Origin of the sequence: Paraburkholderia sp. BCC1884 (assembly GCF_900996225.1) — a bacterium.
Taxonomy (GTDB): domain Bacteria; phylum Pseudomonadota; class Gammaproteobacteria; order Burkholderiales; family Burkholderiaceae; genus Paraburkholderia.
In genome coordinates, this window is sequence record NZ_CAAJGL010000033.1 from 158792 (window position 1) to 174775 (window position 15984).

Sequence of the window (15984 nt, forward strand, 5' to 3'; positions counted from 1 at the left end):
TTTGTCGGCGTCGGCGTCGGCGACTTAGGATGCACGCGGCGCGGCTTCGTCCGCGGGATGCGCGGCCCTTTTCCTGTCGCCATCCACGCGCCGCCCGATATTGTCCCGGGCAGTGCAGTTCGCGCTCCCGACGCGCAGCGCGTGCACTCGTCGCAGCCGTTCACGCGGGCCGCACCGTCCTTTGTCGCTCCGTCCAGGTTGGCGCGGTTGCGGCTGTTGCCCGCCCTTGCCTCGCGGTTACCGCCGCGGTTGCCAGTTACCGTCGCCCGGACCCCCGGCGCCCTTCGTTCCCGGAGTTTCTCGGATGCCCGTTTCGTCGCACGACGCGCCTCGCGCGTTTTTCGCTTCTCTTTCTCTGGTCCGCACCGTGACGGCTTCGGCGCTGCTCGCCGCGTTCGCGGTCAGTGTCGCACCGGCTGCCGCACTGGCGAAAACAGCGCCACCCAAGGCGGTATTCGATGCGTCGGCGGTTGCCGTGCCGGATCGCTACAGTGCGGACACCGCGCAGCAGATCTTCGCGGCCGGAGGCAACGCCGTCGACGCTGCGGTGGCGATCGCCTTTACGCTCGCCGTGACGCGGCCGGACGCCGGCAACATCGGCGGCGGCGGGTTCATGACGCTCTACATGGACGGCAAGCCGTACTTTCTGGACTACCGTGAACGCGCGCCGCAGCAGGCCACGCGCGACATGTACCTGGACGACAAGGGCAACCTGATGCCGGGCGCAAGTACGGTCGGCCATCGCGCGGTGGGCGTGCCGGGCACGGTCGAGGGCATGTGGGAGGCGCAGCAGCGTTTCGGTAAATTGAAGTGGAAACAGGTGCTGGCCCCGGCGATACGTTACGCGACCGACGGCTTCCAGGTCGACGCCGGTCTGCAGAAGCGCCGCGATGCGGCAGCGAAGAATTTCACCGGCAAGACCAACTTCGAAGCCTATTTTTCGAATCTCAAGACGGGCGTGATGTACCGCCAGCCTGAGCTTGCACAAACGTTGTCGCGCATTTCCAGCGACGGCGGCCGCGAGTTCTACGAGGGCCGCACCGCCGATCTGATTGCCCAGCAGATGTACGGTCACGGCCTCTTGACGAAGCAGGATCTGATTCAATACAAGGCGGCCTGGCGCCAGCCGCTTTCGGCCGACTGGAACGGCTATCGCGTGCTCACGGCGCCGCCGCCGAGTTCGGGCGGTGTCGGCCTGATCCAGATGCTGAAAATGAAGGCCGATCTGAAGCAGGCCTTCGACGGCCTCGAACTCAATTCCGCGCCGTATATTCATCTGGTCGCGCAGATCGAGGACCGCGTGTTCGCCGATCGTCAGCAATACCTCGCCGATCCGGATTCGGCACAGGTGCCGGTCGACAAGCTGACCGACGACGCCTACCTCGCGCAACGCGCCGACGAAGTCAAACCCGACGAAGTCCCGGGCGCCACGCCAGTCAAGCCGGGCCTTGGCGAGGCAACACAGGAGAAGGCGCAGACCACGCATTTCTCGGTGGTCGACAAGTGGGGCAACGCCGTGTCGAACACCTATACGCTGAACGGCGATTTCGGCTCGGGCGTAGTCGTGGACGGTGGCGGCTTCGTGCTGAACGACGCCATGGACGATTTCGTCACCAAGCCCGCCGCAGCGAGCCCGTCCGGCGCGAGCGACAGCGAAGCGAATACGGTGGCGCCGGGACGCCGGCCGTTGTCGTCGATGACGCCGACCATTCTGTTGAAGGACAACAAGGTGGCGCTCGTGATCGGCACGCCGGGCGGCTCGCGTATCCTGACATCGATTTTCCAGGTGATGACCGACCTGTACGACTTCAATTTGTCGCCCACGGATGCATTGGCCGCGATGCGCTTTCATCATCAGTTGTTGCCGCAGAAGACGATTTATTTTGAGCCGTACCATCCGGTCACGGGCGAGCTTGCGGACCAGTTGAAGGCCAAGGGCTACGTGCTCGAAGGGCAGTCGTTCAACGGCGACGTGCAACTGATCCGTATCGACGGCACGACGCCTGAGCCCGCAGCGGACCCGCGTGGAGTGGGCGTGGGACGTGTGATACGTTGATGCAGAAATAGCAGATAAGAACGGCGGCGGGGCACCCGATGAGCACACACAAACCGAACATACTCGTACTGCCTGGCTATCAGAATTCTGGCGACGGCCACTGGCAAACCCGCTGGGAGGCGCTCGATCCGGCGTTCGAGCGGGTGCAGATGCCGGACTGGGATCATCCCGTGTGCGAGGCCTGGTGCCGCACGCTCGACGCCGCCGTGGCGGCCGCGCAATCGCCGGTCGTGTTCGCGGCGCACAGCCTTGGCTGTCTGACGGCCGCTTTCTGGGCGTCGCGATACGCCAGCCCCGCACAGCTTCCGAAGGTCGCGGGCGCCTTGCTGGTGGCGCCGCCCGATCCCGCTGAAGCTCACTTTCCGGCGGACGCCCGCGGCTTCTCGCCGGTGCCGCTCACGCGCTTGCCGTTTGCGAGCGTTGTCGTAGCGAGCAGCGACGATCCGTACGGCGGCGTGCCGTTCTCACAAAGCTGCGCGAGCGCGTGGGGCAGCCGCTGGATCGGGATCGGCGCGCGCGGTCATATCAACGCCGATAGCGGACTTGGCGACTGGGGCGAGGGCCGGCAGTGGCTCGCTTCGCTCGCCGAACGCGCTTGAGTTTGCGTCCGGCGCGCCGGCTCTGCTACCGCGTCAAATCACCGATTGCGTGCGCAATGCCGCAATCCTGGCTTCGTCATAACCCAGCACGTCGCGCAAGATGCTCTCGGTGTGCTCGCCGAGCGTGGGCGGGTGCGAGATCGCTTGCGGCGGGGTCCCGGTCATCCTGATCGGGTTGCGCACCAGCTTGACCGTGCCGCCCGACGGATGCGGCAGATCCACCCGCATGTCGCGCGCGATCACCTGCTCGTTCTCGAAGACCTCGCCCAGATCGTTGATCGGCCCGCACGGTACCCCCGCGGCTTCGAGCGCGGCGATCCATTGCTGCTTGCCCTGCAGGCGCACCATCTCCGCGAGAATCGGCACGAGGACGTCGCGGTGCCGCACGCGGGCCGGATTGGTCGCGAAACGCTCGTCGTCGGCCAGTTCGGGGCGCGCGCCGGCTTCGACGAATTTGCGGAACTGCCCGTCGTTGCCGACCGCGACGATGATCCAGCCGTCGCTCGTCTGGAAGGTCTGGTAGGGCACGATGTTCGGATGCGCATTGCCCCAGCGAACCGGCGGCTGACCGCTCGCGAGGTAGTTGGAATTCATGTTGGCGAGCATGGCCACCTGCACGTCGAGCAATGCCATGTCGATGTATTGCCCTTCGCCCGTCCGGTCGCGATGGGTGAGAGCGGTGAGCACGGCAATCGTGGAGTACATGCCGGTCATGAGGTCGGCGATCGCAACCCCGGCCTTTTGCGGACCGCCGCCCGGCTGGCCGTCGCGCTCACCGGTAATGCTCATGAAGCCGCCGATGCCCTGCACGATGAAGTCGTAGCCCGCGCGCTGCGCATACGGTCCGGTCTGCCCGAAACCGGTCACCGAGCAGTAGATCAGATCGGGCTTCACCTCTTTGAGCGAGGCGTAGTCGAGACCGTACTTCTTCAGTTGGCCGACCTTGTAGTTCTCCAGCACCACGTCGCTCTGCGCGGCCAGTTCGCGGATGATCCGCTGGCCTTCGGGCGTGGCGATGTCGACGGTGACCGAGCGCTTGTTGCGGTTCGCGGCGAGGTAATAGGCCGCCTCGCGCGTGTCTTCGCCTTCCAACGTCTTGAGATACGGAGGGCCCCAGTGACGGGTGTCGTCGCCGGCTTCGGGGCGTTCGATCTTGATCACGTCGGCGCCGAAATCGGCGAGAGTTTGCGCGCACCAGGGCCCGGCGAGCACGCGGGTGAGATCCAGCACGCGGATATGACTGAGAGCGCCCATTTTGTTCGATGTCTCCTAGGTAGCCGACGCGGCGTGCGGGACGCCGCGGATGTGGGGCAATCTTAAGCGATTCCCGTACGCAGGCGCAGTCGGCCGAACGGCATAGGACGAAGCGCGCACCCGCCAGCGGCGCCGATGTCCCATGCTGCCCGGTCAAACCTGGCCGAACGGCCGACCTGCGGGGGCCGCCATCGCGCGGCGGCGCCGATCCCGTATAATCAGTCGTTTAAGAAACAAACAGTTGGCGCATCCCACGATGCCGCCGGTAACAGCCAGGACCGTCCCCCGCACGCTATGAAAGCCGCCGAAATCCGCGAGAAATTCCTCAAGTTCTTCGAATCGAAGGGCCATTCGATCGTTCGTTCGTCGAGCCTTGTGCCCGGCAACGACCCGACATTGCTCTTCACCAATTCGGGAATGGTGCAGTTCAAAGATGTGTTCCTCGGCGCGGAATCGCGTCCGTATTCGCGTGCCACCACCGCGCAGCGCAGCGTGCGCGCCGGCGGCAAGCACAACGATCTGGAAAACGTCGGCTACACCGCGCGTCACCACACGTTCTTCGAAATGCTGGGCAACTTCTCGTTCGGCGACTACTTCAAGCGCGACGCGATCCACTACGCGTGGGAACTGCTGACGGGCGTGTACCAGTTGCCCAAAGACAAGCTGTGGGTGACCGTCTATCACGAAGACGACGAAGCGCACGACATCTGGGCGAAAGAAGTCGGCGTGCCGGTCGAGCGCATCATCCGCATCGGCGACAACAAGGGCGCGCGCTACGCCTCGGACAACTTCTGGCAGATGGCCGACGTCGGTCCGTGCGGCCCATGCTCGGAAATCTTCTACGACCATGGCGCGGACGTGTGGGGCGGCCCTCCGGGCTCGCCCGAGGAAGACGGCGACCGCTACATCGAGATCTGGAATCTCGTGTTCATGCAGTTCAGCCGTGACGCGCAAGGCAACATGACGCCGCTGCCCAAGCAGTGCGTCGACACCGGCATGGGTCTTGAGCGTATCGCGGCCGTGCTGCAGCACGTGCACAGCAACTACGAAATCGATCTGTTCCAGGCGCTCATCAAGGCCGCCGGCCGCGAAACCGGCGTCAGCGATCTGACCAACAACTCGCTGAAGGTGATCGCCGATCACATTCGCGCGTGCTCGTTCCTGATCGTCGACGGTGTGATTCCGGGCAATGAAGGCCGCGGCTACGTGCTGCGCCGTATCGTGCGTCGCGCCATCCGTCACGGTTACAAGCTGGGCAAGAAGGGTTCGTTCTTCCATCGCATGGTGCCGGACCTCGTCGCGCAAATGGGCGATGCCTATCCGGAGTTGAAGGAAGCGGAACAACGCGTGACCGACGTGCTGCGTCAGGAAGAAGAACGCTTCTTCGAGACCATCGAGCACGGCATGTCGATTCTCGAAAGCGCGCTGGCCGACCTCGAAGCGAAGGGCGGCAAGACACTGGACGGCGAACTCGCATTCAAGCTGCACGACACCTACGGCTTCCCGCTCGATCTGACGGCCGACGTGTGCCGCGAACGCGAAGTGACGGTCGACGAAGCCGCTTTCGACGAAGCGATGGCGCGTCAACGCGAACAGGCTCGCGCGGCAGGCAAGTTCAAGATGGCGCAAGGCCTCGAATACTCGGGCGCGAAGACCACGTTCCACGGCTACGAAGAAGTCGCGTTCGACGACGCGAAAGTGATCGCGCTGTATGTCGACGGCGCATCGGTAAAGGAAGTGCGCGACGGCCAGCAGGCTGTCGTCGTGCTCGATCACACGCCGTTCTACGCCGAGTCGGGCGGTCAGGTCGGCGACCAGGGCGTGCTGGCCAACGCGAGCATCCGCTTCGCCGTGGCCGATACGCTGAAGGTGCAAGCCGACGTGGTCGGTCATCACGGCACGCTGGAGCAAGGCACGCTGAAGCTGGGCGACGTGGTCAAGGCGGAAATCGACGCGGTGCGCCGCACCCGCACGCAGCGCAACCACTCGGCCACGCACTTGATGCACAAGGCGCTGCGCGAAGTGCTGGGCTCGCACGTGCAACAGAAGGGCTCGCTGGTCGACGCCGACAAGACCCGTTTCGACTTCGCGCATAACTCGCCGATGACGGACGAGCAGATTCGCCGCGTCGAAGAAATCGTCAACGCCGAAGTGCTGGCGAACGCGCCGGGCATCGTGCAGGTCATGCCGTTCGACGAAGCGGTGAAGGGCGGCGCGATGGCGCTATTCGGCGAAAAGTACGGCGACGAAGTGCGCGTGCTCGACCTCGGCTTCTCGCGTGAATTGTGCGGCGGCACGCACGTGAATCGCACCGGCGACATCGGTTTGTTCAAGATCGTGATGGAAGGCGGTGTGGCAGCAGGTATCCGTCGCGTGGAAGCGATCACGGGCGACAACGCCGTGCGCTTCGTGCAGGAGCTCGACGCGCGCATCAATGCCGCGGCGGCAGTGCTGAAGGCGCAACCGTCGGAACTGACCCAGCGCATCACCCAGGTGCAGGATCAGGTGAAGTCGCTGGAGAAGGAACTGAGCGCGCTGAAGTCGAAGATGGCGTCGAGCCAGGGCGACGAACTCGTCGGTCAGGCCATCGAAATCGCCGGTGTTCATGTGCTGGCGGCCACGCTCGAAGGCGCGGACGTCAAGACGCTGCGCGAGACCGTCGACAAGCTGAAAGACAAGCTCAAGAGTGCGGCGATCGTGCTGGCTTCGGTCGAAGGCGGCAAGGTGAGCCTGATCGCCGGTGTGACGGCAGACGCCAGCAAGAAGGTCAAGGCGGGCGAGCTGGTCAACTTCGTTGCGCAGCAGGTCGGCGGCAAGGGCGGTGGTCGCCCGGATATGGCGCAGGCCGGCGGCACCGAGCCGGCGAATCTGCCGGCGGCGCTGGCAGGCGTCAAGGGTTGGGTCGAAGCGCAGCTCTGATCGCGAAGCTTTGATTCAGGTCTGATTGGGCCACGTGGGCACTCGAAGTTCGAGCGCCCACGTGGCCCAAGTCGTTGATGGGTGATGCATGGAGCGAAGTAGTCTCCAGTTGCAAGAGACGATCAGGACGCAGCCGCCGCTATACCCGCATCGGTATTCGCATCCGCAATCCCCCCCGGCATCGCACGCCCATCCTCATGCGCGACCAGCGTTTGCCGAAGAGCATTGAGCGCGGACGAAAAATGCCCGCGTCGCCAGACAAGCAGTGTCTCGATCATGTCGATATCGGGCAGTTCGTGAACCGCGATATTGCTGGCATCGGTCTGCAAATTCAGCACGGATTTCGGCGCCACGGCCACGCCTGCGCCCGCCGCGACGCAAGCCACGATCGCGTGATACGAGCCCAGTTCCAGTACGCGAGCCGGCCTCACGCCATGTTCCAGATACCACTTCTCGATATACGCCCGGTAGGCACAGCCGCGCTCGAACGCAATCAGCGTCGATAGGGCGATATCCCGTACCTCGTGAATCGGCCGATGCCCTCGCGGCGTCAACATCACCAGCTGTTCCCTGAACACCGGCACCGACTCGAAGACATCGCCGAGCGCCGCCGGGTCTGACGGCGTGGCCACCAAAGCGGCATCCACTTCGAATTCGCGGACCCGCTCGATCAATTTGCCGGTCGTGCCCGTCTCGAGCTCGAGCGCGACGTCCGGCCATTGCTGGTGATAGTGCGCGAGCAAGCCGGGCAGACGCGTCGCCGCGACGCTTTCCATCGTGCCCAACCGCAGACGTCCGCTCGGACGATCCTCGCGCACCGCGTGACGTGCCTCGTCGGCCAGTGCTAGCAGCCGCTCGGCATAAGGCAGCAAGGTCTCGCCAGCCGGCGTGAGCACGAGGCGACGGCCGTCGCGGATAAACAGATCGGTTCCCAGCTGCTCTTCGAGTTGTTTGATGCGCGTGGTGACGTTCGACTGAACGCGGTTGAGCTTGGCGGCGGCGCGCGTCACGCCGTTTTCCCGCACGACAGCTCGAAATATGGTCAAGCCGGCCAGATCCATGATTCTCTTCCAGCGATGAGTAGTATCCTAATTATTCATTTTTTATGATTCGAAGGTCAAGCTAATATGCAATGACACGAATCCGAACCGGCGAACGTGCCGGCCAGGCGTCTTCCATTCGTCATCCATTACGACTCGCGCCCGCTCATGAACGATCTCGCTTCCAACGCAAAGGCCAATCCCAGCGCTACGGCCCACGACATTCGAGCCGAGCGCCACGCTGCCCGTCGCGCGGCGCTGGCCTGCATGGTGGCGCTCGCCGTCGTGCTCGGGATCGGCCGTTTCGCTTTTACGCCGCTGCTACCCTTGATGCTCCATGGCGGCGCCTGGGGTCAGCCGCAGCTCGATATCCAGCACGGCGGCTGGCTTGCCTCGTTCAATTACGCAGGTTATTTCATCGGCGCCATCACCTGCGCCGCGCTAAGGGTCGAGCCCGCGCGCATGGTACGGGTCGGGTTGGTCGCGACGGCCTTGCTGACGCTTGCAATGGGCCTGACAGGGCAATTCTGGGTGTGGGCGATGGTGCGCTTCATCGCCGGGGCCGTCAGCGCGTGGACGTTCGTGTTCGCGTCGCAATGGGGCTTGCGCCGCCTGACCGAATTGGGCGCGCATGGCTGGGGCGGCGTGATCTACACGGGCCCCGGTTTGGGGATCGTCGGGACGGGCTTGCTCGTCAGCGCGGCCGGCGGCTATGGCGCCCCGGCAGGGTGGCTCGCGTTTGGCGCGATCGCCGTGGTGCTTTCCATCATGGTATGGCCGGTGTTCGGCGATACGCCACCGAATAACGCGGGTCGAAGTCAAAGCGAAGGCGCTCGTGTGAACCCGGCCGCTCAAGCCGCCCGACCCACTCATCCCCCGCACCGCGCCGACGCCTTCTGGCTAATCGTCCTCTACGGCGTTCCCGGCTTCGGTTACATCATCACCGCGACCTTCCTGCCGGTAATCGCGCGCCATGCGCTGCCGGGCTCCGCCTGGCCCGATCTGTTCTGGCCGATGTTCGGCGCGGCGCTGATGGTCGGCTCGCTGCTGGCGGCGCGCCTGCCGGTGCATTGGGACAATCGCAGCCTGCTGGCCGCCTGCTACGTGCTGCAAGCCTGTGGCATCGCGCTCGGCATCGTGTGGCCGACGGCGGGCGGCTTCTCGCTCGGCAGCATCCTGATCGGCTTGCCGTTCACCGCGATCACGCTGTTTGCGATGCGCGAAGCGCGGCGTCTGCGCGGCGACGACGCAGCCGGTCTGATGGGCTACGCGACGGCGGCCTATGGCATCGGTCAGATCGTCGGTCCGCTGGTTGCCGCGCCGATCGCCGAGCACACCGGTTCGTTCTCGCTTGCCTTGTGGCTGGCGACGGGTGCGTTGCTGCTGGGCGCGGCGGGTCTGGTCGTGGTGGCGCGTCGCCCGCGCGGACGAGGCCGTATGCCGGATTGCGGCTGCAATTAGCCGCACCGCAGCAGACGAGAACCCAATCGGCCACCGGCGCACTAGAATGACCGCTTTCCCGCCATCTCAGTGCGCCTGTCGCCGGGCGCGCCGCCAGCCATGCAACATTTCGCGTCCGACAACTATGCCGGCATCTGCCCCGAAGCGCTCGAGGCGCTGATCGCCGCCAACAACAGCGGTCACGAGCCGGCCTACGGCGACGACTCGTGGACCAACCAGGTGTGCGACCGTCTGCGCGACCTGTTCCAGACCGATTGCGAGGTGTTCTTCGTATTCAATGGCACGGCGGCCAATTCGCTGGCGCTGGCGTCGCTGTGTCAGTCGTATCACTCGGTGATCTGCCACGAACTGGCCCACATCGAAACCGACGAATGCGGCGGCCCCGAATTTTTCTCGGGTGGCTCGAAGCTGCTGACGGCGCCGGGCGTCGGCGGCAAGCTCACGCCGGATGCGATCGAAGCCATCGTCACGCGCCGCGCCGACATCCATTATCCGAAGCCCAAAGTCGTCACGTTGACGCAGTCGACGGAAGTCGGCACCGTCTATAGCGTCGAGGAAGTGCGCGCGATCGCGGCGATTGCCAAGCGCCGTCATCTGAAGGTGCATATGGACGGCGCGCGCTTCGCCAACGCGGTAGCCGCGCTCGATGTGCATCCCTCGGAGATCACGTGGCGCGCGGGTGTCGACGTGCTGTGCTTCGGCGGCACCAAGAACGGCTTGCCGGTCGGCGAAGCGGTGGTGTTTTTCGACCGCTCGCTCGCCGACGATTTTGCCTACCGTCTGAAGCAGGCCGGGCAGTTGGCGTCGAAGATGCGGTTCATCTCGGCGCCGTGGCTCGGCCTGCTCGATAACGATGTGTGGCTACGCAACGCGCGTCACGCGAATGCGATGGCCGAGTTGCTGCAAACGCGCTTGCAGGAAATTCCCGGCGTAAGCATCATGTTCCCGCGCGAATCGAACGCGGTCTTCGCACAGTTGCCGCCGCAAGCCGCCAAGGCGATGCGCGCACGCGGCTGGAAGTTCTACGAATTCATCGGCGCGGGCGGCTGCCGATTGATGTGCGCGTGGGATACGCAGCCGGAAACGGTCGAGCGTTTCACCGCCGAAGTGCGCGAGTTGTGCGCCGCCTGAGAGGCGGCCGAATGCGTGTGCCGCGGCGGGCTCGCGGTGCGTCCGACATAGACCATCACCCGACATAAGATCAGGAGACGTCCCCACGCCATGAGCGATTACCAATTTTGCCCACGCTGCGCCACGCCTCTCGTCGAGCGCGCCGATGTCGAACACGAAGGCGGACGCATTCGCCAGAGTTGCCCCGATCTCGCGTGCGGCTACGTACACTGGAACAATCCACTGCCGGTCGTGGCAGCGATCGTCGAATACGAAGGCAGGATTTTGCTGGCGCGCAATGCGGCATGGCCGGAGGGGATGTTCGCGCTGATCACCGGCTTCCTCGAAAACGGCGAGACACCGGAGGAGGGTATTGCGCGCGAAGTGCTCGAAGAAACTTCGCTGCATGCCGAGACAGTCGAGTTGGTAGGCGTGTACGAATTCATGCGCAAGAATGAACTGATCATCGCGTATCACGTGAAGGCGAACGGCACGATCGCGTTGTCGCCGGAACTGCTGGAGTATCGCTTGATCGAGCCGGCTAAATTGCGGCCATGGCGCGCGGGCACCGGGCAGGCGCTTGGCGAGTGGATGCGACGGCGCGGCTTGCCGTTTGAATTCGTCGAAAAGCCGGGGGAGTGAGCGGGCTGCGCGAGAGTTCATATATTTCGCCCATGCAACATCGTCGGCTCCCCCGGCTTTAAGTTGCCCACCTGCGGTAAGCGCGCCACCTCTGTTGGGGGGAGCTAACCACGCAGGATTGACTAGCCTCCACCATCTATCTTTTTCCGAATAGACCGATTTGTACGGATTCCCATCGATACGATACACACTGCTTTTAACCTTGATAGTTAGCCATCCGCTCGGATAGTCCTGATTTGGCAATAGCTGTAAGCCAATTGGGGATTGCGTCAGCGCGGGCGTTAAGTCCCATCCATAAGCTTCGGGAAAAGCCACGTTGCGAAGCTAACGGGGGACATGCCAGCGCGTTCATTACCCGCTTTCATGCGCTTGTAGGCCGCAGGATCCCCAATGCAGGCATAGCGCCATGCAAGATGCCGAAGTTTTATAGAACAATCTTTGGGAATATCCCGGACACGTTGGACACTCCGGTCGCAGCCTCATACGACAAGGAACTTCCATGTCCAATGTGAGTGACTAAGGAAGGAAATCGACTGTTTCATCGGACAAGAAATACTTTCCACTTCAAACAGGCCTCCGATTCACTAAGCTTCGGTAGACATCATGTTCTGCGATGCAATCAGCTTGGGCGGGGGATGACACCCGCAGATGCACAGAGCATCGCTAAGGGCTGCGTGTCGTCCATCCGATGCGGTCGTCACCTGGCGGGGGCCATCACACTGGATTTTGCCAGTCGTGTTGCAGGCCGGGCAGGACACGCTATCGCCCGCGTGTGCGACATCCTGTCCGCTCAGTTGAATCGTGGTTGCCGTAGCTTGGACCGCACCATTGGCTGTCGTCTTGTCGTCATGTCGCCTTTCAATATCAGATATCGTTGCATATTATTTGGAAGGCGAGTGCATGTCGTTCTAATGCTTCGCTAGGAAAAGTCGGCCATCGATGTAGCGATTTGTCATGTTGACTAGTTTGACTAACATAAACAGCATCGAGGTCTAAACTTTCCACCACCCGACGTAAGCATTGGTGGTTGTCTAAGCTAACCATCGCGCGTAGCTATTTGCATACTCCATCGATCAGTTTCGTTGTTTCGTATCGCTGTTGTAGCAGCTTCATTTTCAGATCCGCACCGAGCCACCCAGGCTGCGAGCTGGCATCATCTGCGACACCGTTGTCCATCTGGGCAGAACTATCAGTGTATTTCTTAACAAGAGCGGCGCAGGATGCTGATCGCTGCTTTTTGACCAGCGCATCGGTCTTCGAGGTGAGGGCATCGTTTGCCTCGTCGTAGCATTGTTGAAGAATCATGCCGCAGCCGGATTGGCACGTTAGGCGATCGTGCTCGGTTCGCTTCAGGCAATTTGAAAACTCTTGTGGGGCGTTCGGTTTTTGCGTGACTTGCCCAAAACAAACGGACGAAATGGAAATACAAAATACAGTCAATATTAGAGATTTCATAAAAAATTCTTCGTTTTATGTAGGTCGTGACAGATCAACCTGAACCCGAATAGGGGGTTTTGCTGTATCCACCGTTAGCATATTCGTTGTATAAATCCAATCGCTCAAGATGTGACGAGTGTAGTACGAGTAGGCAACCCGTTCAAAGTAGCCAAATCCACCGCCGTTCACTAGCTTATTTATGCGATCGATAACTGACGCTGAAAATTGCCTGTCAGCAACTCGATTGATATTCCTCGCCCCGGAGTGATGTTTCCACGCCCAGAAAAAACCGGCGCTATCGCAAGCATTCATTACATCAGAGGCGACGATATCTGGATCAAAGCGCGGAGCCCACCGCTTAGGAATACCTATCACACCTGTAATGTGGCCTTGTGCATCACGTGTCGTGGGATCGCTCCAGTAGTGCGTGCTGGCATGAGTTATCCGAGGATCAGAATAGGCGCCGGTCGCATCGCTGAATCTACGAAATTGCCCATATTTTTCATATGCATCCGCCCACGTCAGTTGCATCGCGCCACGCCCGTAGAACGCGGCGTAGTATTGTGCCATAGGGATATTCGGATTAGACGCACCTTGCCCATACTCGCGAAACGTCTTCCAGCGGTCCGTTTCGATAACAGTTTGAGCAAAGAAGAGTCCTAACCGCTGCGACGTCGCGTTAAGAGAATATTTTCTCAGTGTGCGGTTTAGCGCATTCTTTCTAGGACTGAGGCGGCTGCGCGCTTGCTCGGCGCTCAGTGCCGGGCCAACTGGCGTGCGCAATGGGCCGGATTGCGTGAGCGCGATGTGGGCAGGCATCATGTAAGCCAACTCGTCTTCGCTCAACCATCCACATCTTCTAAAGTGTCTGATAAAGGCAAAGGGATGGAAATGCCATACATTGGAATCGCCAAGACCGGCATCGCTCCACCATTGCAACGACTGAACGAACTGCATGTGCTTATCGTATTCATCGTCGTTGCCAAAAAATGGGCCGTCACGCCCGGGTGCCAAACCGTCCTTTTCTTTGAGCTTTGTGCAACGGGCATTGTTTGCTTTGTCCCATTCGTTAGGATATCGCACAACCAGTTTTTGCGACCAGTCGCGCACGTGTCGGTGTTCGGGGTCACGAAAATAGTCGGCGAGTTGCTGCCGCGAAGCATCACTGTTCTCGCCGTCATGCGACACCTTCAACACGTCGAGCAGATCATGCATGTCGCATTGACCGCTGTCAGCGAACAAGCCTCCGATTCCTTTCTGCCAGCCGATCCAGTGCGGAAAGTCGGCATCTGACAACACCTGTGACACAACATTGGAATCGGAAAGATCAATATAACCTTTCAGACCATCGGCGAACGTGACCAGTTGCCAGTTGTGTTTTTCACTTGCGGTTAGCTTGTCTCCGTCGGCCCCAAGGACTTTGCCGAACCGAAGCAGTTCGTATCCGGCACTGGGGCAGCTTGGATAGAGCGCTGTTGCAATTTCATACATCGCATATTCGTAGTCGGCGTCGGCTACACCTTCATCCGCTGTAAGCAGCGTTGGGGGTTTGTCCTGCTCTCCGTCCATCCAGGTAGTCGTGTATTTCGTTCCGTTCCTGAACGCAATCCGCACAAAGAGGTTTTTGCTTGCGGTGACATTGCCAGATTGTCCCGCTGGGCAACCATGCCCTCCGATTGTGTTTCCTGCCGGATGTGAGGCGACAACTGCTGACCCAGCCTTCACGATGAAGTAACTGTCGCCCCATGTGCCCTTCGTTCCAATTTCACTAGCGTTCTGGCTGTTCACGAAGAATCCGTTCAGGCCATCATTGGTTGCGAAGATCTCGAAGTGGATTACTCCGCCGGTCGAGTATGATTCGCCCGGAAAGCCAATAATATCTTTCCTATAGATCTTGGCGCCATTACCTAATTTTACGGACTGGCTCGAGTCTGCGATCGCTTTATGGACTTGATGGCGATCAATTCCTCGCGTCCGCATTTCATCCGTGTTCATCAGGTGCATATATAGCGAATAGAACACCACCTTGACGGGATTCTCGGTGCCACTGTCGCCTGAGATAGAGTCGGTCTCCGTCTCGTGCCTGATTAGCACGAAGCTGTTGTCGATCCGACCGGTAGCGTCATCTGGCCTCTCTTTTGTCAACTCGTTGTTGAGTCGATAGGCAACCAGCGTGCCGTCGGCGATCGCGCGGACCGGTTCGATTGTGGTTGGTGCGAGTATATGAATCCCGCCGTGCCATTCACGCTCACGGCTGGACGGATAGACCCCAGCATTCAACATCTCCAGATCAAGGATGCTTTTCTCATAGTCGTCATCGGATGCGTCTGCCCCACGCGCGGGCAGAAAAGGGTAGCTGATGATCATTTATCGTCTATTCAGAATGACCGTACCGGGAGGCCAGTTCGGACTTGTTGAAGGCAGGCAATGGATAAGGTGTCTGCGTCGGTCCATTGAAGCTATGCTGGCTACCTTTGACATCAATCTTGCCAGGTGCATGAATCTCGATGTTCCCGTCCTTGATGCGAATGTACGCACCGCCAGATGTCAGCAGGATTTCCTGCTTCGCGGCCGCTTCAATCTTTTCCGTTGCGGAAAGCAGTTTCACCGTCTTCTGTGCAGTCAGTTCGATGTTGTCCGAGTGGGCCTGAATTTCCACCTTGCCCTTGGCCGCAAAGAGTTTCATCCCTGCGTTTTGTACGAACAGACTAAGCTTTTCCGCAACGCTTGCGATCAGGGATTTACCGGTTGCGATATGCGTGCTCTGTCCGCTTACGAGGTTGGTCTGTGCATCGCTGGCGATGTGAATGGATTTCTGCGTGGACAGGGCAATGCCTGACGGACTACCGAACAGCATGACTGGTTCCTTGAACCCATTCGCGTTCCCGGTCCCACCACCCGCCGTGTTTCCCCCTGACGATGAGCCAGACACGCTGTTCTGTGTAGCGTCCGTGTATGACTTCAGCGAGTCGTAGCCATCCTTGAGACTTTCTGCCTGATGCGTCGTGCTGGCGGTCGACATTGCTTCCAGCACGCTTTCCGAATTCACTAACTGCGAGGTCGCTTGCCGTGCATCCAGCGGCTGACTGGTCGCCGGATAGGTGGTGACATACAAGCCTTGGCCCGCACGCACTGCACCGTAAGCGTCGGACTTCAGGTCAAAGCCACTGCCCAGAAAGCTGCCTCGGTTGTTCCCGGTCTGATCAATCAGGTAACCCAGATGCAGATGTGCGTTCGTGCTCGTTGAATAAAGCTGAACACGGTTCTGGCCCGTCGAGTCGTCCATTACCATCTGGTTGTAGCCGCTGCCCTGATATTCCCTCGACTTGTAGCCCGAGAGCAGGCCGTTGGAATGCCAGTCGGGTTGCGTTTGGCCGTTGTAGACGCGGCCCGTGACCAACGGCCTATCGCAATCGCCGTCTGCCCAACTGATCAATACTTCTTCACCGACTCTCGGAACATGCAC

12 protein-coding genes are annotated in these 15984 nt (G+C 61.0%); 6 read left to right on the forward strand and 6 right to left on the reverse strand.

Features of this window, described 5'->3' with window-relative positions; translation table 11 throughout:
* The first annotated feature begins 304 nt into the window (after positions 1 to 304).
* Positions 305 to 2056 (forward strand): gamma-glutamyltransferase, encoded by a 1752-nt coding sequence (gene ggt, locus FQ705_RS02810; protein ID WP_144137930.1) that lies wholly within the window; start codon positions 305 to 307, stop codon positions 2054 to 2056.
* 38 nt (positions 2057 to 2094) lie between these two features.
* Positions 2095 to 2655: an RBBP9/YdeN family alpha/beta hydrolase gene (locus tag FQ705_RS02815; protein WP_144137931.1), complete on the forward strand. Its 561-nt coding sequence runs from the start codon at positions 2095 to 2097 to the stop codon at positions 2653 to 2655.
* A 33-nt stretch (positions 2656 to 2688) separates the two neighbouring features.
* Here the strand turns inward: FQ705_RS02815 and FQ705_RS02820 are convergent, their stop codons facing one another.
* Positions 2689 to 3909 carry a CaiB/BaiF CoA transferase family protein gene (locus tag FQ705_RS02820; RefSeq protein WP_144137932.1) on the reverse strand — a complete coding sequence of 407 codons (1221 nt, stop codon included), beginning with the start codon at positions 3907 to 3909 and terminating at the stop codon, positions 2689 to 2691.
* 294 nt (positions 3910 to 4203) lie between these two features.
* Between FQ705_RS02820 and alaS the strand changes: the two genes are divergently transcribed.
* Positions 4204 to 6828 carry an alanine--tRNA ligase gene (gene alaS / locus FQ705_RS02825; RefSeq protein WP_144137933.1) on the forward strand — a complete coding sequence of 875 codons (2625 nt, stop codon included), beginning with the start codon at positions 4204 to 4206 and terminating at the stop codon, positions 6826 to 6828.
* 122 nt (positions 6829 to 6950) lie between these two features.
* Here the strand turns inward: alaS and FQ705_RS02830 are convergent, their stop codons facing one another.
* Positions 6951 to 7889: a LysR family transcriptional regulator gene (locus FQ705_RS02830; protein ID WP_144137934.1), complete on the reverse strand. Its 939-nt coding sequence runs from the start codon at positions 7887 to 7889 to the stop codon at positions 6951 to 6953.
* A 147-nt stretch (positions 7890 to 8036) separates the two neighbouring features.
* Between FQ705_RS02830 and FQ705_RS02835 the strand changes: the two genes are divergently transcribed.
* The 3 genes from FQ705_RS02835 to FQ705_RS02845 all read left to right on the forward strand — a co-directional run bounded on the left by FQ705_RS02835 (position 8037) and on the right by FQ705_RS02845 (position 11081).
* A complete protein-coding gene (locus FQ705_RS02835) occupies positions 8037 to 9329 on the forward strand; it encodes a YbfB/YjiJ family MFS transporter (RefSeq protein WP_144137935.1) in 1293 nt (430 codons plus the stop codon).
* A gap of 99 nt (positions 9330 to 9428) precedes the next feature.
* Positions 9429 to 10460, forward strand: a complete 1032-nt coding sequence (locus FQ705_RS02840) for a threonine aldolase family protein (RefSeq protein WP_144137936.1) — start codon at positions 9429 to 9431, stop codon at positions 10458 to 10460.
* A 90-nt stretch (positions 10461 to 10550) separates the two neighbouring features.
* Positions 10551 to 11081, forward strand: coding sequence for an NUDIX domain-containing protein (locus FQ705_RS02845; RefSeq protein ID WP_144137937.1), 531 nt, complete (start codon positions 10551 to 10553; stop codon positions 11079 to 11081).
* Positions 11082 to 11665: 584 nt separating this feature from the next.
* Here FQ705_RS02845 and FQ705_RS02850 read toward each other — a convergent pair.
* The 4 genes from FQ705_RS02850 to FQ705_RS02865 all read right to left on the reverse strand — a co-directional run.
* Positions 11666 to 11953, reverse strand: coding sequence for a PAAR domain-containing protein (locus FQ705_RS02850; protein WP_313955655.1), 288 nt, complete (start codon positions 11951 to 11953; stop codon positions 11666 to 11668).
* Positions 11954 to 12134: 181 nt separating this feature from the next.
* The gene (locus tag FQ705_RS02855) at positions 12135 to 12386 is read right to left on the reverse strand and encodes a hypothetical protein (protein WP_144137938.1); all 252 of its coding nucleotides are present in this window, start codon (positions 12384 to 12386) and stop codon (positions 12135 to 12137) included.
* A 165-nt stretch (positions 12387 to 12551) separates the two neighbouring features.
* Positions 12552 to 14885 (reverse strand): M23 family metallopeptidase, encoded by a 2334-nt coding sequence (locus FQ705_RS02860; protein WP_144137939.1) that lies wholly within the window; start codon positions 14883 to 14885, stop codon positions 12552 to 12554.
* A gap of 7 nt (positions 14886 to 14892) precedes the next feature.
* A partial coding sequence (locus FQ705_RS02865) for a DUF2345 domain-containing protein (RefSeq protein ID WP_144137940.1) occupies positions 14893 to 15984 on the reverse strand: 1092 nt, incomplete at its 5' end.